This is a genomic window from Asticcacaulis aquihabitans, from assembly GCF_032490435.1.
Taxonomy (GTDB): Bacteria; Pseudomonadota; Alphaproteobacteria; order Caulobacterales; family Caulobacteraceae; genus Asticcacaulis.
The window spans coordinates 139960-158380 of the sequence record NZ_JAVGWM010000005.1 but is presented as its reverse complement, the minus strand read 5'-3'; the positions used below and the strand labels follow the sequence as shown (position 1 = coordinate 158380).

The following is an 18421-nucleotide window of genomic DNA, read 5'->3' as shown; positions in this document are numbered from 1 at the left end:
ATGACCCAGCCGCCCTTTTCCGACATGTTCGGAACCATTATCGACAATACGCCCTACATGAAGGCCATCGGCGCCTATTATGTCGGGACGTCGCCCGACGGAATCACCATGGCTTTGCCGTGGCGCGAAGACCTGATCGGCGATCCGGACACACGCGTCATTGCCTCGGGCGTCGTGACGGCCCTGCTCGACAATTGCTGTGGGATGGCCGTGTGGGATAAGGTCAATGAATTCAAACCCGTGGCGACACTGGACCTGCGCATCGACTACATGCGTGCCGCCATACCGGACCAAGTGCTGAAGGTAACGGCCAAATGCTACAAACTGACGCGTACAATCGGCTTCGTCCGCGCCTTCGCCTATGAGGTCAGCGCCGACGATCCCGTCGCCGCGGCGCAGGCGGCCTTTGTCATTTCCAGCCCAGCACAGGCAAAAACATGATGGATAAACTGGCCGCTGCCCTGCCGACTACGCAGACCAAGCGCGATACCACAACCCTTCTAAACGGCATGCCGTTCGCCGCTTTCCTTGGCGTGCGGCTGGACTTGGCTGGCGATGAGCTGACGGCGCATTTGCCGTTCGCGCAACATCTGATTGGCAATCCGATGATTCCGGCCCTACACGGCGGCGTTATCGGCGCCTTCATGGAAATTACCGCCATGGCGCAACTGGCTCTGCATAAAAATTTCGAGCACGCCCCCAAACCGATCGACGTGACCGTGCAATATCTCAGGTCAGGTCGGCCAGAAGAAACCTATGCCCGCGCCGTCGTAAACCGGGTCGGAAGGACGGTGGCCAATGTTGAGGTCACGGCCTGGCAAGACCAGATTGCACATCCCATCGCTACCTTGCAGGCGCACTTCCTTCTGGCCTGATTTGTGGAGACTACGATTTCCCCGCCTGGTCGCCATACTCCCAATCATAGGGCACGCCGGTGTCACCGAGGATAAACTGGACGATGTCGGCAAAGGCGGCTTCTGAACGGACGTCGTTCGACAGGATGAGGACGCACCGCTTATGCGCTTCGATACAGATGAGCGTGTTGGCGGTCTGACCATCATGCCCGCCCTTCAGGAAGCCATGTCCCTGCGGCCCGTCAAAGACAATGACGCCCAGGCCCGCATAAAGGTCTTTGCGTTGCTGCGCCGCAGGCAGTTCCGGAGCAAAGGGTGGAAATTGATGGGCCGTGGTGATTTTCAGTTGCGGCCGGACCATTTCGGCGCGCGAGGCTGGTGACAAACCTTGGCCGGACACAAGCGCCGCCGCGAATTTCGACAGATCGGAGATGGTGGTGTCCATCGATCCGGCGGCGCGGACCTTGCTGCGCTCATCGTGTTCGCCGGCTTCACCCTTGTCATTGAAGCCGTCTGCCAGGTTCGGACGGAAATCGGCGCGCCACATCAGCGAGGTACGCGTCATGCCTAACGGGGTGAACACCTGATCCTGCGTCAGCTTGCCGAGATCGACACCCAGACCCTGCGATGTCTTGCCATTGTCGATGGCGAATTGCAGGAGGATTTGCCCTTCACCCGAATAGGCATAACGCGAGCCGGGATCGAAATGGATGCGCAGTTTTTGATCGGGCTCCAACCACCAGAAATTGGCGAAACCTGTGGAATGGGTCATGACATGGCGCGGCGTGATCAGCTTCCAACGTGGATCAGACGCCAGGTCTTTGTACGGCCCATATTTTTCCGGGTAGATGGCTTCGGGATCATATTCGACAAGCGGTTTGTCGAGATCGTCGGCGATCGGCGTATCGAGCTTCAGCTTGCCCTGATCGACGAGTTGCAGAACCGTGTAGGCAAAAACGGTCTTGGTCAGCGAGGCGCCGTACATGACCGTGTCGGTTTGCAAGGGATCGCCGGCGGCATTGCGCACACCATAGGATTTGACGTAGGCGACCTTACCGTCATCGATAATCGCAATGGCCAGCCCCTTGGCGTGGGTCGCCGTCATCGCTTCGGCGATACGGGCGTCGACAGCTAGCGGGGCCGGTATCGGGCGTGGGGTCGCAGCGACGCCGGGAAAGCTAAGCAGGGCACTGAGGGCGACGGCGTAACGCAGCATGGTGGCCTCATGGTCATGATGTATGGGGCGTGGGGTCTGTGACCCCACAAAACTTACTTATCTTGCTTTCTCTCCGCCCTACAAGGGCGAAGAGAAAGCAAGAGAGGAAAGGCTTGGGGCCGCAGGCCCCAAACCCCATAAAACATTACCCTTGAGCCAACCGGCCGTTTATCCCATCCTCAAGCAATGCAATCGTCCGCTCCAGACCGAAGATGGCCACGAAAGACCCAAAACGCGGCCCTTGGGATTGCCCCAGCAGAACTTCATACAAGGCCTGAAACCACGCACGCAAAGGCTCGAATTCATGCACCTTTCCGACTTCGAAAACCAGATTTTGCAAGAGCTCGGCATCACGCGTCTCAGCCGGCAATTCCCGGAACCGCGCCACCAGATCCTGCATGGCCGCCTTTTCCCTGTCATCTGGCAGACGGAAGGTTTTGGACGGCTTCACGAAGTCTTCGAAATAGTTCAACGCATAACCAGCCAGCCGATCGAGAACCGGCTCGCTTTCGGGCGATGCCCCTGGAATATAGGCCCGCAGGAACCCCCACATCGTTTCCTTGTCCGACGCATTGGCTGCCGAAACAAGGTTGAGCATCAGACCAAAGCTGACAGGCGGCGATTTAATCGCGGTATCTCCGCGCAAAACGAACCAGACCGGATTTTCAATCTGCTTGGCCTCTTCCTGCTTCGGAAACGCATCCAATTGCTGGAAGAATTCATCCGTTGCACGCGGAATGACGTCGAAATACAGCTTCTTAGCCGACTTCGGTGATTGGAACATGTAATAGGCCAGAGATTCCGGCGCGCCATACCGCAACCAGTCTTCCATAGTCAGGCCATTGCCCTTCGACTTGGAAATCTTCTGGCCGGCTTCATCGAGGAACAGTTCGTAGTTGAAGCCTTCCGGTGGCGTACCGCCAAGGATCTTGCAGACCTGAGACGATACCTTCACGGAATCGATCAAATCCTTGCCCGCCATTTCATAATCGACGCCCAAGGCGGCCCAGCGCATGGCCCAGTCCGGCTTCCACTGCATCTTGACGTGGCCGCCAGTGACCGGGACCTCGAACCGTTCGCCCTCTTCCTCGAACACGATCGTACCCTTGGCCACATTGCGTTCTAGAGTCGGCACTTGAAGCACGAAACCGGTCTTGGGCGAAATCGGCAAGAAGGGCGAATAGGTGGCGCGACGATCTGGCCCCAAGGTGGGCAGCATGACGCCCTGAATCTTGTCAAACCGTTCCAATGCCGTCAAAAGCGTCGTGTCGAAGACACCGCCCTTGTAGCAGTCGGTCGAGGACAGGAACTCGTATTCGAAGCCGAAACTGTCGAGAAAGGCCTTCAGCCGGGCATTATTGTGTTCGCCAAACGACGGGTATTCGCCGAACGGATCACGCACCACGGTCAGCGGCTTGTACAGGTCTTCGCGCAGAATGTCGGCGTTCGGAATGCCTTCCGGCACCTTGCGCAGGCCATCCATGTCATCGGAAAAGCATATCAGGCGCGTAGGCCACGCGCCTGCGGTCATGGCCTCGAAAGCCTGGCGGACCATGGTCGTGCGTGCCACTTCACCGAACGTGCCGATATGCGGCAGGCCAGACGGGCCATATCCGGTTTCGAAGATTACAGCACGGCCCAGGCCTTCGAACTGCGTCAGCGCCTCATCCGTCTTGCCGGCTTCGATCAGGCTCAAGGCCCGTTTCTGATCCTCATGCCCAGCGATGCGCGATTTGAGCAGGCGCGCAATCAAAGCACGGGCCTGTTCAAACGGCCAAGCGCGGCCGGCGTATGCGAGGGTGGCAAGAGACGACATGATGAGGATAAAGCCTTTCTTTTTGAGAGAGGTTGGCTTTACGTCCCATGCGCCCGAAGGTCAATTGCCATAGCCACGAATTACCAGGGCCAAGAATTGCCTAGGCCACGAAGGGGCCATTTGCTTTCGTAAATCGCCTGCGAAAACGTGAAATCGGATAAGCCGACGCCACTTTACAGACGATCGAGACCGATAGCGCCCTTATCGCCCAGCCAAACCTTGTCGAATGCCGACAGGCTGGCCTGACTTGCCGCGGCATCGCCTAACTTAACTTCGGCCTGTGCCCGCCCCCACAAGGCATAGGCGTTGCCCGGCCGGACCGTCAGCGCGCGGTCAAAGGCAGCCTTTGCGCCGGCGGCGTCTCCGCCCGCCAACAATGCCCGGCCCAAAGCCGTTTCGGCTGGTTGGTCCCATAAAGGTGGCTCCGAATAGTCGAACTCACCGTCGTGCTGGGCCGCCGTGCGGAAAAGCCCGGCGGCGCCCACGTTGTCGCCTGCAACCAGGGCCACCCGCCCCTGCGCCATTTCATCGGCGCGCTGCGCGAAATTCTGCCAGTCCTTCGATTTTAAAGCTTTGCGCGCCTTTGCCGTCGCTGCCAGTTCACCGTGCGCGGCACTTACGTCCCCCAGCCGGGCATAGGCTTCGGCGCGACTGGCATGCCACACGACAGTGACGATTTTCAATCGCCTGTCCGGTGTAGGCAAGGCCAGGATTTCGGCAGGGCTTTGGAACTGCCCGCGCGCCTGGAGCGTCAGGGCCAGGGTACTTTCACTCCATTCCGATTTGAGCGCTTTGTCTAGCGGGACGCCGCGCTCCATCTCCGCAGCCACGCGTAACGCTGTGGCGCGGTCGCCGACTTGCTGGGCGGCTGACATGATGAAGCGCGAATGATGGAAATAGTAGCCGTACCAAGCTGGATCCGCCCCCAGATCGCGCGCCATGCCTTCGTCGACGGCAATTGCCTGTTCGTTGACGCGTATGGAATCGGCGAACCGTCCGAGCGGGTAATAGGTGTGGCTCGGCATATGAATGAGATGCGGCGAGTTGGGCGCCAAAGCTCCCAGACGATCGGCATAGGCTTCCGCCCGGCGCGGGTTGTCGGAATTTTCCGTCAGGTGGATATAGAGATGTATCGCTTCGGGGTGGTTCGGATTGCGCTTGAGCACGGTTTCGACCAAGGCCATAGCCTTTCCGCCCCAGGGCCTGGCGACATGGCCGCCCGTTTCCCAATAGTCCCAAGGATTGACGTCCATCGCCGCTTCGGCGGCCAGAATGGCGATGAAATCATCGGCCGGCCAGCGTTCAGATGCAGCGATCAGGGCATCGGCATATGTCTGCGCGAAGACATGCCCCGCCTCCTTTGGCGGGTTTGGCGCGTAGCGCACCGCAAGCGCCTCCAGCAACACGTGGTCGCGGTCGCTCAGGCCCGCTGACGTCAAGGCTTTGGCGACAAGCCCCCTCGCCTCTGCGGCATCCTTGTCGCTCATATCGCCATTATTGATGTTGGGCCCCAACGCCATCGCCATGCCCCAGGTGCACATGGCGCAGTTTGGATCGAGCTTCCGCGCGGCTTTGAAGCTGTCATAGGCCGCCTCGTATTCAAAACCATACAGGAGAGCCAATCCCTGGTCGAAATAGGACTGAACCTTGGGCAAGGTAGAAGAAATCTCGTAATGCACTGGCGCCAGTCCGGCGATCAAAGGCATGGCCTTGCCGCCCGCATCGCCCGACGGCTTGCCGCACATACTGGCGGCCAGCGTCGCCGTGTCCAGGGTCGGTGACGGGGCCGTTGCCATCGGGGTTGCGCAACTGCCAAGCCCCAAGAGGGCGAACACGGCCGAAGCGATCATCAAGCGGTTGCGCACCATAATCGACACGTCCCTGTTCTGTTGTTCGAGTCTGTTCTGGCTCCCGCTCCGGCTCCAGTTCGCAATGACTACACGCGCGCCCAGCCAAGTCAACCGGAGGCGTCCACACCGTCGCCAGGAGTTCCCCTTACGGAAACATTTTTGCTTGACGTCGGTCATGAAACTACATAACTTTACGTTGACGTAAATGTAAGATTCTGCCACACTCGCCCCAAGCCAAGAAATGCCCATGGAAACGCCTGTCAAAGACCGCACCTATTCAATCCGCCAACTCTCCAAGGAGTTCGACGTCACCGCCCGTGCTCTGCGCTTTTATGAGGACAAGGGACTGATATCGCCGGAGCGCAAGGGCCAGACACGACTTTACAGTCCACGCGACCGCGCCCGTCTGCAACTAATCCTGCGCGGTAAACGGCTGGGCTTTTCTCTGATTGAAATTCATGAAATCCTCGATCTTTATACGCCCAAGGATCACGGTGTCGCCCAGATGCGCGCCACGCTGGGCAAATATCGCGGACAGATCGAAACCTTGAAGCGCCAGCGCGAGGACATTGAGGCGGCGATTAAGGACATGAGCGACGGCTGTGTCTGGCTGGAAGAACAAATTGACCAACTGGAAGCCGAAAACGCCCAATAAACAACGTCTAACATCTATCTTCTAAACAGGGATAATAAAAATGGCCTATGTCGCCCCCGTCCGTGATTATCGCTTTCTTTTCGAGACAGTCTTCAAGACCGATCAGTACAGCAATCTGAAAGGTTTCGCGGATGCGGACACAGCGACGGTTGCGGCCATTCTGGAAGAGGCTGCCAAGTTTACCGAAGAGGTCGTCCACCCGATCAATATCAGCGGCGACAAGGAAGGGTGCGTTCTCAACCCGGACAAGACCGTCACCGCGCCAAAGGGATACAAGGAGGCCTATCACGCTCTGACCGAAGCGGGTTGGACCGCCCTGTCCGGCGATCCGCAATATGGTGGCCAGGGTTTGCCGCACTTCGTCAATACTGCCTTTTCTGAAATGCTGTCCGGTGCGTCGTCGGCGTTCGGCATGTATCCCGGCCTGACCGAAGGCGCCATTTCCGCCCTCACCGCCGGTGGAACTCAGGCGCAAAAAGACCTGTACCTGCCCAAGTTGATTTCCGGCGAATGGTCGGGCACCATGAACCTGACTGAGCCCCATTGCGGCACCGACCTGGGACTGCTGCGCACAAAGGCCGTCCCGGCGGGGGACGGCACCTACCGGATCAGCGGCCAGAAAATCTGGATCTCGGCCGGTGAGCACGATTTCACAAGCAATATCTGCCATCTGGTTCTGGCGCGCCTCGAAGGCGCCCCCGCCGGCGTCAAGGGCATCTCTCTGTTCCTCGTGCCGAAATTCCTGCCCGACGCCGATGGCAATCCGGGCGAGCGTAACAGCCTGGAATGTGCCGGTCTTGAGCACAAGATGGGCATCCACGGCAATTCAACCTGCGTCATGATGTATGACGAGGCAAAGGGCTTCCTGCTCGGTCAGGAAAATGAAGGCCTGAAAATCATGTTCTACATGATGAACAACGCCCGTTTCGGTGTGGGTCTTCAAGGCCTGGCGATTGGCCACGCCTCCCTGGTCGCCGCCAACCAATTCGCCAAGGACCGTTTGCAAGGGCGCGCCCTGACCGGTCCAAAGTCGCCGGACAAGCCCGCCGACAGCATCCTGGTCCATCCGGACGTACGCCGAATGCTGCTGGAAAGCCGCGCCCTGATCGAAGGGGGTCGCGCCTTCCTGACCTGGGTCGCCCTGCAGGCCGACCTGTCTCATGTCGCCGAAGACGAACAAAGCCGTGAAAAAGCAAGTGACTATATGAGCCTGCTTACGCCCGTTATTAAGGCGTATCTGACTGAAAAGGGGCTGAAGGTCACGCAGGATGCCATGCAGGTGCACGGCGGCTCCGGCTTTACAGAGCACTTCCCGGCCTCGCAATATATGCGCGATGTCCGTATTACGCTCATCTATGAAGGCACGAATGGCGTGCAGGCGCTCGACCTCGTCGGACGCAAGCTGCCATCAAAGGGCGGACGCGCTCTACAAAGCTTCATGGGGGAAATCGATGCCTATATTGCGGCGGAAGAAGCGGGCTCCAAAGTCCCGGCCTATATCCAAGGGCTGAAAGCAACGAAGGCCAAGCTGTTCGACGGCACGATGTGGCTGATGCAGAATGGCATGGGCAACCCTGACAATGCCGCTGCCGGCTCGCTCGATTACCTTCACCTCTTCGGCCTGACCTGCACTGCCTATATGTGGGCGATGATGGCCAAGGCGGCTCAAGCCGAAATCGATGCCGGTTCGGATGATCCGTTCTATGCCACCAAGCTCAAGGTGGGTCGTGTCTTCCTGGAACGCATACTGCCTGACGCCGATGCGCACCTGGCCAAGATGAAGGGCGGCGCAGAAGCCCTAATGGCTCTGTCTGACGACGAATTCTAACGCTGGCTGTCACCGTTCAAAAAAATAGGCCTTCCGGAACATCCGGAAGGCCTGTTTTCATATAGATGCCTGTTCGGTTCTAGAGGTTTTCCAGCACGTACTCGGCCGACGACACGCGGAACTCGCCCTTGTCTTCGACAAACAACTTGTCGATGGCGCCATCCTTGATAACGGCTGCATAACGCTGGGACCGCGGCCCCATGCCGAAGCCCGTGGCATCGAGCGTCAATCCCATGGCGGTGGCGAAATCGCCATTGCCGTCGGCCAGCATGACCACTTCGTCGGCAATGCCCTGATCCTTGGCCCAGGCCTTCATGACAAAGTAATCGTTTACGGAGGTACAGGCGACCGTGTCGACGCCCTTTGCCTTGAAATCGGCGACGTGGTCCTTAAATCCCGGCAGGTGACGGGCCGAGCAGGTCGGCGTAAAGGCCCCCGGCACAGCGAAGAGCACAACCGTTTTGCCTGCGAAAAACTCGGCGGAGGACGTAGCCTTGGGGCCGGCTTCATCGACCACGTTAAGGGTCAGTTCGGGAATCTTGTCTCCGGCTTTCAAGCTCATGCTGTATCTTTCTGTAAGGAGGAAGCGCCTCTTAACCGGGACGCCATCAAAAAGCGATGCGGATGGCTACGCCGGTTCGTGCATTTTTGCAATCGCGACAACACGCACCTATATGGGTTAATATGATATCTCTATACCGCTGGATACGAAGGAGCAGGCAATGAGTGATCTGACGACCGAAGACGGCCCCCTGCCGGGCCACGTCTCCTATCAAGGCCAGCTTCTGATCGCCATGCCCGCCATGAGCGAGCCTTTTGACCACAGTGTAATCTACGTGTGTCAGCATGATGAACAACACGCCATGGGCCTGATTCTCAATCAGCCGATCAGCGGACTGAATTTCAGCAAGATGATGAAGGAACTGGGGATCGAAAGCGGCAACCGGCGGCTGGCGACGCAAAAAATCTATCGCGGCGGCCCGGTCCAGAACGATCGCGGCTTCGTATTGCACAGTCTCGATTACCAGATCAGCGATATTACGCTCGATCTCGGTGGCCCTTTCATCAGCCGTCCCGACGGCGAAGAACTCGGACTGGGCTTGACGGCCTCACGCGACATTCTGGTTGATCTGTCCGGCGGCGCGGGTCCTGCACGCAGCCTGATTGCGCTCGGCTATGCCGGTTGGGGGCCCGGCCAACTGGAGTCTGAACTAAGCCAGAATGCCTGGCTTGTCGCGCCCGCGACTCAGGAACTGATTTTCGGCGGCGATCCAGAACATCTATGGGGACGCGCTCTGGCCAGCATGGGTATTGAACCCGGCCATTTATCAGGTTTGGCGGGGACTGCCTAGCACTAACCCCGGCAAATCAGGCGGACAATTCTGTGTCGCATCCCAGCGATGCGACCATGAAGGCTTCGGCTTCATTGAGCTTGAGCGCCTTGGCGAAGCCGTAGCCCTGCCCTAACCCGCAGCCCAGACCATGCAGGCGCTCAGCCAGGGTCATGTCCTCAACCCCTTCCGCCACTACATCAAGCCCCAAATCGCGCCCAAGCGTCAGAATGGCCCGAACGATCTTTTCGGACGATTCCTCGGTTTTGAGGGTACTCACGAAGGAGCGGTCGATCTTCAAGGTATCGAAGGGTAGACGGGCCAGATAGCTCAGGGAGGAAAAGCCCGTGCCGAAGTCGTCAAGCGCGATTCCGGCGCCTGCGTCCCGCAAGGCTTCCAGAACGCGCGCCGACGCCACGGGATCGCGCATGACGTCACTTTCGGTCACTTCAAGCTTCAGGCATTTCGGCGCCAGACCGGCATCGCGAATCAGACGTGACACATCTTCGACCAGATGGGGACGCTCAATTTCAGGTGCGGACAGATTGACACTGACGAAGAAATTGGCCGGCAGGCGATAGGACGTCTGCCAGCGGCTCAACGCCTTGACCGTGGCGTTCAGGATGATCGTACCTAGGTCGGTCATCATGCCCAGGTCGCGTGTCGCCGTCAGGAAATGATCCGGCGGAATAACCCCACGCTTTGGATGCACCCAACGGGCCAGGGCTTCGAAGCCCGCTATAACGCCGGTTTCCAGATTGACGATCGGCTGATACCAGGCATGGATTTCGCCGCTGATGAAGGCCTTGCGCAATTCGGCTTCCAGCGCCAGACGCGTCAGCCCATCGCTTTCCAGGTCGCGCTTGTACGAAGCGACTCCGCCTACGCCCTTCGACTTGGCAGCCTCCACCGCCATTTCGGCCCGCCGCAGCAGTTCGGCGCTTTCCAAGGCGGCATCTCCGCCTTCAACCGACACCGCCCCCATCGAAAAGGTCGGATGAATATCAAAGCCCGCTACCAGAATCGTGCGTTCCAGCGCATTGCGCATGCGTTCAGACACGCGCGGAAAGCCGCGCAGGGTCAGGACGGCAAATTCGTCCTCGCCCAGCCGGGCCAGCACAGAAGCATCGCCAAAGGCATCACGCAGTCGTTGGGCCAGGATGCCGAGCACCAGATCCGCCCGTTCGTGCCCCAGGGCCTCATTCAGGCGGCGGAAGCGATTGAGGTCACCCACGACCAGATCATAGTCCCCCTCACGCAACAAAAGGGCATGAGCAGCGCTCAGAAAGCCCTGACGATTAAACAGGCCTGTCAACGGATCAATATTGACGTCGTGCAGGCTGAAGCCGGTTTCGTCGCTGCGCTTGATGCGGCGCATATCGCGGCTGAGTTCGGTGACCGTGCCGAGCACGAGCACCCGTGATACCTTGCGCCCCTTGAAATATAGGAAGCGCCGGTCTTTCAGACGTAGCAGGCATTGTACATGGTCATCGCCCGGCAATTCCGCCGCCCTATGCACTTCCAGCGCGCGCAAAGCCATCTCGAGACGATCGATTTCACCTCTGTCGAACAAGGGCGCCAACTCATCCAGACCGAGGCTGCCCTTGAGCGGCGGCAGGTCCAGCGCCAGGGTGTCGCCACGAAATTCAAAACGCCCCTGAGGCAGGTCGTAAGACCACAGCAGAGAATCCGCCGCGCGCAGAGCTTCCAACTGAATGCGGGGATCATCGAGCGAGGGCACGCGATCACGCGCAGCCCCCAGCACCTCGTGCCCGGTTCGGCCACCCGGTCCGCCCATTTTCCATCCGAACAGATTGATATCCGACATAGGTCTCTCAGAAGCTTTATATACCGATTAACCTTGACAGGCTTAACACGTGGATAAGATTTTGCCGAACCACGCTTAAAACACGAAAATCATCACGCCGCGATGAGGGCGGCGCCGGCACCCATCGATTTGGGACCAAGAAGCGCACTGGCGCAGGTTTTTTGCGACGTTATCACCGCGCCAACGCGCGCCAGATCATCCCGGTTGACACGGTCGATATCCGCGGCGACCTCATCGAGCGTAAACACTTTGCCAAAGGTCGACAACTGACTGGCGAACGTCCCCGACCGCGATGCCGCGCCTTCGTGATTGAGAAAGAGCGAGGTCATGAACTGAGCCTTGGCCCGTTCCAGTTCGGTTGTTGAGGGCGAGGACGAAAGATCTACAATAACCTGTTGTATGAGTTCGATAAGTGGATCGACATCAGTGGCGGCGCAACCAGCATAGACGCCAAAAATTCCGCCATCGCGATACGGCGTCGTGAAGGAATCGATACTGTAGGCCAGTCCCCGCGCCTCCCGCGCCTCCTGGAACAGGCGCGATGCCATGCCGCCGCCCAGGATTTCGCTGAACAACCGTAACGGAATAATGTCTGGCTCCATACGGCCTATCCCGTTGAATGCCAACGTAATATTGGCCTGTTCAATACGGCGATGCTGAACCGCCTTATTGGCCGTGAAACGCAGCGCCGCCGGCACGCCGAATCCGGTATGAGGCGCCACCGAATCTACGCGCGGCTTAAGCACTGCATAGACCTCTTCGGCGGAAATTCCACCCGACACACAAACAACGATTTGATGTGGCGCGTACAGGGTTTCGGCAAACGCCCGTAAGGCGGTGGGCTCAACGGGCTTCAGGCTCTGCTTGCTGCCCAGTATGGGACGCCCCAGCGATTGCCCAGTGAACATGGCCGATTGCAGCAGGTCAAAAACATGGTCGTCGGGCGTATCGTAGGCTTCCAGAATTTCCTGCTCGACAACCTTCTTTTCGCGCCCTAGTTCGTCGGCATCCAGCGCCGGGCGGAACATCAGATCGGTCACGATTTCCAGTGCCAACGGCAGCAGGCTGTTTAATCCTCGGACTTCGAAGCGGGTATGCTCATAGCCAGTTGATGCATTGATCGTGCCGCCCTTATGCTCGATAGCTTCCGCTAACTCCCGGGCATTGCGTCCACCTGCCCCCTTGAACACCATGTGTTCCAGCAGATGCGCCCAGCCGGATTGCTGTTCGGTTTCAAACCGCGCCCCGCCATAAATAAGGGCGCTCAGCGCGAAGGTTTTCAGACCCGGCATGGGATCGACCAGCAGGCGCAGGCCGTTATCGAAGGTATAAAGCGTCTGGGTGTTCAGGATGGTCAAGCGGTCTTGTTCTTTCTGGCGCGTTGATAGACGACGCTGCCGAAAACGCCGAGCAGGGCCCAACCGAGGCCGAACCATGTCAGGGCATATTCTAGGTGACGATTGGGCAAGGGTGCGGTCAGCGGGCCCTGTTGCAATCCGGGGATATCGGTATGGGAGGCCTTCAGGTCAAGGACGATGAAATAATCAGTCCGCAGATCCGCCTTCAGGACAGGGCCCATTTCAGCGGGTGAGCGCCAATACCAGTCATTGTCGGCCACCCGGTTGACTGGGGTGAAGCCACCGGCCTTTTCGAACGGCCGCAGGCGCCCGACGGGGGTAAGCGTGATCGGCGCGGCCAGGGTAAGCTTGGTTTGCGCAAAGCCGAGGTCGACCAAAATGGCCTTGCCGGCGGCCGGACATGCCGTCAGGACACGGTAGCCGGGAACGCCGCTTACTTCGGTATGCATATAGATCAGGGTATTTGGCCTAGCGCTGCACGGCGCCAATGCTGCCGAATGCCAATCCGGCTTGGTCTGGGCCAGTAAGGCGTCCACGGCTACCGGTGCGGCGGCTTCGGTGCGGGCCATATCGGCGATCAGGCCTTCTTTCCATTTCAGGCGTTCAAGCTGCCAGATTCCCAAACCATTCAGGATTAGAAAGGCAATGGCGGTGGCGACGGCCAGACCGGGGGGAACCGCTTTCAGACAATCGCGAAAGGTCATCTCAGTCGCGTACCTTGTTGCGGAGCTGGGACGCAATCATCAGCGCCTTGAGCGGCTGCATGAGCAGAAGGCTGACAATCACCGCCACGGCCGGCCAGATCATCAGGTGTATCATGGGCGACCAGTCCGGATATAGGAAGAAAGTTGTAAGCAAGCCGGCGCATGCAACAAACCCCGCAATCAGAATGACGAAGACGACGGGACCGTCTCCGGTGTCCGCCGCCTTGAAGTCTTGCCCGCAGGCGGCGCAGGAGTCAGCCACCTTGAGATAGGATTTAAACAATCGGCCCTGACCGCATACGGGGCACTTGCCGGATGCGGCGGCAAGGAAATTGACCTTACCGCCTGTGGGAAGCGTCATTAGTGGTGACCGCCGAAGATGACGTAAATAAAGGCAAACAGGAAGAGCCAGACCACGTCAACGAAATGCCAGTACCAGGCGGCAGCTTCGAAACCGAAGTGCTTCTTGGGGGTGAAGTCCCCATTGATAGCCCGGATCAGGCAAACAATCAGGAAGATGGTGCCAATGAGGACGTGGAAACCATGGAAGCCGGTGGCCATGAAGAAGGCCGAGCCGTAGAGATTGGCCGCACCCGTGGCGCCTTCGGCATCCGGGAACAGGAAGAAATGGAACAGGTGTTCATGGGCGATTTCACGGTATTCGGTGAACTGCACCAGGGTGAAGACGGCGCCCAAAATGACGGTGAGCAGCAAGCCCCAGATGGCGCCTTTACGGTCATTCTTTTGTAGAGCGTGGTGCGCCCAGGTGACCGTGGTGCCGGACGTCAGCAGCAGCAGGGTGTTGACCAGCGGCAGGTGCCAGGGATCGAGCGTTTCGACGCCAGCCGGCGGCCAGGTCGACCACGCGGTGCGGACTTCCTCGATCGCCGAGTGATCACCGGCGCGGTGCCCGTGGAACAGGGCCATTTCGAAGAATACCCAGAACCAGGCGACGAAGAACATGACTTCCGAGGCGATGAACATGATCATGCCATAGCGCAGGCCGAGTTGAACGACTGGCGTATGGTCTCCGGCCTTCGATTCCTTGATGACGTCACGCCACCAGAAGGCCATGGTCAGACAGATCAGCGCCAGGCCCAGCAGCATCAGCCACCACTGCCCCTTTTCGATACCAAATATGCCGCGCATACCCGCGACCATACCAAGCGCCCAAACGACCGCCGAAGCAGAACCCATCAGGGGCCACGGGCTGGGATTGATAATGTGATAATCGTGCTTAACGCCTGGATGGGCCATTTTGTTTCAACTCACCTTTGAGACACCGCATGCGCGCTGTCATATTTTTGCAAGGCATAACCTGAAATTTTCGTTTATGCCAATTTCCGTTCAAACACAATCCACAGACCGCTCTCACGATCCTGTTTTCGCCACATTTTGCAACTGTTTCGATTCGAAGAAGGTATAGGATAGCGTAACATCTTCAACCGTATCCGTATCGGGGTTGGTCATAAGCTTCGGATCAAGGAAGTAAACCACCGGAAACCGTTGCGATTCCCCAGGTTGCAAGGTCACATCATTGAAGCAAAAACACTGGGTCTTCATGAAGTAGGCCCCCATCGTATCGGGTAGCACATTATAGGTCGCGCGCGCCGTGACGGGGTGATCGGCGTTGTTGCGAACATCAAACCATACCAATGCCGTTTTACCGACGCGGGTGTCCATGTAAGCCTTCTCGGACTTGAAGGTCCACGGCACGTTGCGTGTATTGGTATCGAAACGGACGCGGACAATGGCTTGACTGTCACCGTGAATATTCGCCAGCGTTGCCTTGGCTTTACGGGCCGTACCATTGAACCCTGTGGCGTTACAGAAGGCGCGGTACAAGGGCACGCTGGCATAGGCCAGGCCGCCCATGAAAACCAGCGCACCGACCAGATACAGGACAACCTTTGTGTTACGGTCCAGCTTCACCTATCGGCTCGCCGACGCCGTAGCGGATTGCGATGCGCGGATCTCGGCCGATCGAAGGGAATCATGGCGGATTCCCTGAGCCATGCGGGCCATGGAGATAAAGAACACCAAGGCCACGAATGCCGCCAGTCCGACGCCGATAAAGAGATTGCGCTTCTTTTGGGCAGCGAAGTAAGCCGCCTTTCCGTCGATTTCGGGGATCATTTCTGGGTTTTGGGTCATGACATGAATCCGGTAATGAGATGTTCGACGAGCAAGGTAGCGAACAACGCCGTCAGGTACAGGATGGAAAAGGCGAACAGATTACGCGCGGCCAGCGCTTCCTTTTTAACATCATAAAGGCTCTGCTCACCACCTTCCGGGTGATCGCCGGCACGCGACAAAAAGACGCGCACTGCCAGATAGACAAAAAAGGCACCGCCGAGAATGGAGACAGCCGCATAAGCGATTCCGCCCATCTTGAAGGCGATAGGCAGGCACGCGACGGGCGCCATGACCAGAGAATAGAGCAGGATCTGCAAACGCGTCGATTTGGCGCCCTTGACAACCGGCATCATGGGAATGCCCGCATTGGCATAGTCTTCGGTCGTATAGAGCGCCAGCGCCCAGCTATGCGGCGGCGTCCACAGGAAGATGATGGCAAAGAGTATCCAGGCCTCCAAAGGCGCATGGCCGGTCGCCGCAGCCCAGCCGATAACCGGCGGAAAGGCCCCGGCCGCGCCGCCAATGACGATATTCTGGGGCGTGCGGCGCTTCAGGATCAAGGTGTAGAAAACGACATAGTAGGCGATGGTCAGGGCCAGCAGACCGGCAGCCAGGCCGTCCGGAAATGCCAGCCACATCAGGGCAACGGCCAGGAAGGCCAGGACACCACCGAATGCCATGGCATCGGTCTTCGTGATACGGCCCGCCGCAACGGGCCGCAGGCGCGTGCGGCGCATGAGAGCGTCCGTCTCGCCTTCTATCGCCATATTGAGCGCACCCGCTGCGCCGGCGCCGATCGCGATGCAGAAGATGGCGACCGCCGCGAGAAACGGATTGATTGGGGCAGGCGCGATGATCAGACCGGTCAGGGCGGTGAAGACGACGAGTGACATGACGCGCGGCTTCAGCAGTTGGAAATAATCCTGCGGGCTGCCGTGCATCGCCTTTGAGGCATAGGCCGCCTGTAGATTGGCGGCCAATTCGTCTCGGCTCAGACTCTTGCCGGGCTTGTTGGGTGTCTTACTCAAAGGGGAGGCTTCCATGAACAAAGGGGGTGAAGATCTTACGAACTTCACCCCCCGGTTACGTCATCCGTTTCCGGACCTTAGGGCCGGGTAGCAGGCCCGGCAAGCTGAGACTAGTGGTGATCGTCTTCCTTGATCACCGGCAGTTCGGAGAACTGGTGATAAGGCGGCGGCGAAGACAGGGTCCATTCCAGTGTGGTGGCACCTTCGCCCCACGGATTGGCTTCCCCCTTGCGGCGGACGATGGCGGCTTCCAGGCACATGATGAGGAAGACGACCACACCGACAGCCGTGATGGCGTAGCCGACCGACGAGATCATGTTCCAATAGGAGAAGCCGACCGGATAGTCGATATAGCGGCGCGGCATGCCTTGCAAACCGAGGAAGTGCTGCGGGAAGAAGATCAGGTTGACCCCGACGAACATGATCCAGAAGTGCGCGCCGCCCAGCCACTTATTGTACTTCACGCCGAACATCTTCTCGAACCAGTAGTAGAAACCGGCGAAGATCGAGAACACGGCGCCCAGAGACAGCACGTAGTGGAAGTGGGCAACGACGTAATAGGTGTCCTGAAGCGAATAGTCGACAGCGGCATTCGAAAGCACAACGCCGGTGACGCCGCCGACCGTGAACAGGAAGATGAAGCCGATCGCCCATTGCATCGGAACGGTGAAAGAGATCGAGCCGCCCCACATGGTGGCGATCCACGAAAACACCTTAACACCGGTTGGGACGGCGATGACCATGGTAGCCAACACGAAATAGGCACGCAAGTCGAAGCTCAGGCCGACGGTGTACATATGGTGCGCCCACACGATGAAGCCGACGAAGCCGATGGCCACCATGGCATAGGCCATGGCCAGATAACCAAAAACAGGCTTCTTGGAGAAGGTCGACACGATGTGCGAGATGATGCCGAAGCCCGGCAGGATGAGGATGTAGACTTCCGGGTGACCGAAGAACCAGAACAGATGCTGGAACATGACGGGATCGCCGCCGCCGGTCGGATCGAAGAAGGCCGTGCCGAAGTTACGGTCGGTCAGCAACATGGTGATGGCGCCCGCCAGAACCGGCAGCGACAGCAACAGCAGGAAGGCAGTGACCAGAACGGACCAGGCGAACAGCGGCATGCGGTGCAGCGTCATGCCCGGCGCGCGCATGTTGAAGATGGTGGTGATGAAGTTGATCGAACCGAGGATCGACGAGGCACCGGCCAGGTGGAAGGACAAAATGACCAGATCCATGGCCGGTCCGGGCGACCCGGTGTGAGACGACATGGGCGGGTACATGGTCCAGCCGCCGGCGAAACCATGTTCACCCCCGGGACCTGATGGCGTGAAGATCGAAATGCACAGCAGGACAAAGGCCGCGACCAGCAGCCAGAAGGAAATATTGTTCAGACGCGGGAACGCCATGTCCGGTGACCCGATCATGATCGGCACGAACCAGTTGGCAAAACCGCCCATTGTGGCAGGCATGACCATGAAGAAGATCATGATAACGGCGTGGGCCGTGACGACGGAATTATAGGCGTGCTTGGCGTGATCGGGGTTCGACAGGTTGAACAGCCCCATCTGGTCCAGCATCGAGCCCTTCATGAAGACCTGAAGACCCGGCTCGGCCAGTTCCCAACGGATCAAGCCGGAGAAAGCGCCCCCGATGAGCCCCGCGAAAATGGCGAAGATCAGATAGAGGGTACCGATGTCCTTGTGGTTGGTCGTGAAGACCCACCGGGCAAAAAAGCCGGGCTTGTGTTCGTGATCTTCGTGCGCGTGCACAGCATGATCATGAGAGGCGGCATGTGAAGACATGATGGTTAT

General features: G+C 58.6%; 18 protein-coding genes. 5 read left to right on the top strand and 13 right to left on the bottom strand.

Translation table 11 applies throughout. The features are described 5' to 3' along the window. A complete protein-coding gene (locus RCJ00_RS18530; RefSeq protein WP_316223803.1) occupies positions 1–441 on the top strand; it encodes a PaaI family thioesterase in 441 nt (146 codons plus the stop codon). Further along, positions 438–875 carry a PaaI family thioesterase gene (locus tag RCJ00_RS18525; RefSeq protein ID WP_316223802.1) on the top strand — a complete coding sequence of 146 codons (438 nt, stop codon included), beginning with the start codon at positions 438–440 and terminating at the stop codon, positions 873–875. Before RCJ00_RS18530 ends, RCJ00_RS18525 begins: the two co-directional genes overlap by 4 nt. A 10-nt stretch (positions 876–885) precedes the next feature. Here the strand turns inward: RCJ00_RS18525 and RCJ00_RS18520 are convergent, their stop codons facing one another. The 3 genes from RCJ00_RS18520 to RCJ00_RS18510 form a co-directional block, all read right to left on the bottom strand. After that, complete coding sequence (locus RCJ00_RS18520) at positions 886–2070, bottom strand: serine hydrolase domain-containing protein (RefSeq protein ID WP_316223801.1); 1185 nt, start codon at positions 2068–2070, stop codon at positions 886–888. A gap of 145 nt (positions 2071–2215) precedes the next feature. Beyond that, the gene (locus RCJ00_RS18515; protein ID WP_411267564.1) at positions 2216–3886 is read right to left on the bottom strand and encodes a lysine--tRNA ligase; all 1671 of its coding nucleotides are present in this window, start codon (positions 3884–3886) and stop codon (positions 2216–2218) included. 173 nt (positions 3887–4059) lie between these two features. Beyond that, positions 4060–5763 (bottom strand): tetratricopeptide repeat protein, encoded by a 1704-nt coding sequence (locus RCJ00_RS18510; RefSeq protein WP_316223799.1) that lies wholly within the window; start codon positions 5761–5763, stop codon positions 4060–4062. Positions 5764–5983: 220 nt separating this feature from the next. Between RCJ00_RS18510 and RCJ00_RS18505 the strand changes: the two genes are divergently transcribed. Both RCJ00_RS18505 and RCJ00_RS18500 read left to right on the top strand, forming a co-directional pair. Then, positions 5984–6391, top strand: a complete 408-nt coding sequence (locus RCJ00_RS18505; protein ID WP_316223798.1) for a MerR family transcriptional regulator — start codon at positions 5984–5986, stop codon at positions 6389–6391. A 40-nt stretch (positions 6392–6431) separates the two neighbouring features. After that, positions 6432–8219 (top strand): acyl-CoA dehydrogenase C-terminal domain-containing protein, encoded by a 1788-nt coding sequence (locus RCJ00_RS18500; RefSeq protein ID WP_316223797.1) that lies wholly within the window; start codon positions 6432–6434, stop codon positions 8217–8219. A gap of 79 nt (positions 8220–8298) precedes the next feature. Here the strand turns inward: RCJ00_RS18500 and RCJ00_RS18495 are convergent, their stop codons facing one another. After that, entirely contained in the window at positions 8299–8781 is a 483-nt protein-coding gene (locus RCJ00_RS18495) for a peroxiredoxin (protein ID WP_316223796.1), read from the bottom strand. 160 nt (positions 8782–8941) lie between these two features. On the opposite strand from RCJ00_RS18495, the gene RCJ00_RS18490 reads away from it, so the two are divergent. Next, positions 8942–9571 (top strand): YqgE/AlgH family protein, encoded by a 630-nt coding sequence (locus tag RCJ00_RS18490; RefSeq protein WP_316223795.1) that lies wholly within the window; start codon positions 8942–8944, stop codon positions 9569–9571. Between the two features lie 16 nt (positions 9572–9587). Here RCJ00_RS18490 and RCJ00_RS18485 read toward each other — a convergent pair whose 3' ends face one another. From RCJ00_RS18485 to ctaD, 9 genes are all read right to left on the bottom strand, one after another. Further along, the gene (locus tag RCJ00_RS18485) at positions 9588–11378 is read right to left on the bottom strand and encodes a putative bifunctional diguanylate cyclase/phosphodiesterase (RefSeq protein WP_316223794.1); all 1791 of its coding nucleotides are present in this window, start codon (positions 11376–11378) and stop codon (positions 9588–9590) included. Between the two features lie 92 nt (positions 11379–11470). Then, a complete protein-coding gene (locus RCJ00_RS18480) occupies positions 11471–12736 on the bottom strand; it encodes a M16 family metallopeptidase (RefSeq protein WP_316223792.1) in 1266 nt (421 codons plus the stop codon). Then, a complete protein-coding gene (locus RCJ00_RS18475; RefSeq protein ID WP_316223791.1) occupies positions 12733–13440 on the bottom strand; it encodes an SURF1 family protein in 708 nt (235 codons plus the stop codon). The genes RCJ00_RS18480 and RCJ00_RS18475 overlap by 4 nt, the downstream gene beginning before the upstream one ends. Position 13441: 1 nt before the next feature. Continuing rightward, a complete protein-coding gene (locus RCJ00_RS18470; protein ID WP_316223790.1) occupies positions 13442–13801 on the bottom strand; it encodes a DUF983 domain-containing protein in 360 nt (119 codons plus the stop codon). Beyond that, positions 13801–14697 carry a cytochrome c oxidase subunit 3 gene (locus tag RCJ00_RS18465; RefSeq protein WP_316223788.1) on the bottom strand — a complete coding sequence of 299 codons (897 nt, stop codon included), beginning with the start codon at positions 14695–14697 and terminating at the stop codon, positions 13801–13803. The genes RCJ00_RS18470 and RCJ00_RS18465 overlap by 1 nt, the downstream gene beginning before the upstream one ends. 114 nt (positions 14698–14811) lie before the next feature. After that, complete coding sequence (locus tag RCJ00_RS18460) at positions 14812–15372, bottom strand: cytochrome c oxidase assembly protein (protein WP_316223787.1); 561 nt, start codon at positions 15370–15372, stop codon at positions 14812–14814. After that, the gene (locus tag RCJ00_RS18455; RefSeq protein ID WP_316223786.1) at positions 15373–15594 is read right to left on the bottom strand and encodes a cytochrome c oxidase system small membrane protein; all 222 of its coding nucleotides are present in this window, start codon (positions 15592–15594) and stop codon (positions 15373–15375) included. It abuts the gene before it with no gap. After that, complete coding sequence (gene cyoE, locus RCJ00_RS18450; RefSeq protein WP_316223916.1) at positions 15591–16517, bottom strand: heme o synthase; 927 nt, start codon at positions 16515–16517, stop codon at positions 15591–15593. Before cyoE ends, RCJ00_RS18455 begins: the two co-directional genes overlap by 4 nt. 197 nt (positions 16518–16714) lie before the next feature. Continuing rightward, complete coding sequence (gene ctaD, locus RCJ00_RS18445; protein WP_316223784.1) at positions 16715–18412, bottom strand: cytochrome c oxidase subunit I; 1698 nt, start codon at positions 18410–18412, stop codon at positions 16715–16717. Positions 18413–18421: the final 9 nt, after the last annotated feature.

Bases quoted from the DNA above. Each gene is read 5' to 3' on its own strand.
- RCJ00_RS18530 (WP_316223803.1), top strand. From the start codon at position 1: ATGACCCAGCCGCCCTTTTCCGACATGTTCGGAACCATTATCGACAAT.
- RCJ00_RS18525 (WP_316223802.1), top strand. From the start codon at position 438: ATGATGGATAAACTGGCCGCTGCCCTGCCGACTACGCAGACCAAGCGC.
- RCJ00_RS18520 (WP_316223801.1), bottom strand. From the start codon at position 2,070: ATGCTGCGTTACGCCGTCGCCCTCAGTGCCCTGCTTAGCTTTCCCGGC.
- RCJ00_RS18515 (WP_411267564.1), bottom strand. From the start codon at position 3,886: ATGTCGTCTCTTGCCACCCTCGCATACGCCGGCCGCGCTTGGCCGTTT.
- RCJ00_RS18505 (WP_316223798.1), top strand. From the start codon at position 5,984: ATGGAAACGCCTGTCAAAGACCGCACCTATTCAATCCGCCAACTCTCC.
- RCJ00_RS18500 (WP_316223797.1), top strand. From the start codon at position 6,432: ATGGCCTATGTCGCCCCCGTCCGTGATTATCGCTTTCTTTTCGAGACA.
- RCJ00_RS18495 (WP_316223796.1), bottom strand. From the start codon at position 8,781: ATGAGCTTGAAAGCCGGAGACAAGATTCCCGAACTGACCCTTAACGTG.
- RCJ00_RS18490 (WP_316223795.1), top strand. From the start codon at position 8,942: ATGAGTGATCTGACGACCGAAGACGGCCCCCTGCCGGGCCACGTCTCC.
- RCJ00_RS18485 (WP_316223794.1), bottom strand. From the start codon at position 11,378: ATGTCGGATATCAATCTGTTCGGATGGAAAATGGGCGGACCGGGTGGC.
- RCJ00_RS18475 (WP_316223791.1), bottom strand. From the start codon at position 13,440: ATGACCTTTCGCGATTGTCTGAAAGCGGTTCCCCCCGGTCTGGCCGTC.
- RCJ00_RS18470 (WP_316223790.1), bottom strand. From the start codon at position 13,801: ATGACGCTTCCCACAGGCGGTAAGGTCAATTTCCTTGCCGCCGCATCC.
- RCJ00_RS18465 (WP_316223788.1), bottom strand. From the start codon at position 14,697: ATGGCCCATCCAGGCGTTAAGCACGATTATCACATTATCAATCCCAGC.
- RCJ00_RS18455 (WP_316223786.1), bottom strand. From the start codon at position 15,594: ATGACCCAAAACCCAGAAATGATCCCCGAAATCGACGGAAAGGCGGCT.
- cyoE (WP_316223916.1), bottom strand. From the start codon at position 16,517: ATGCACGGCAGCCCGCAGGATTATTTCCAACTGCTGAAGCCGCGCGTC.
- ctaD (WP_316223784.1), bottom strand. From the start codon at position 18,412: ATGTCTTCACATGCCGCCTCTCATGATCATGCTGTGCACGCGCACGAA.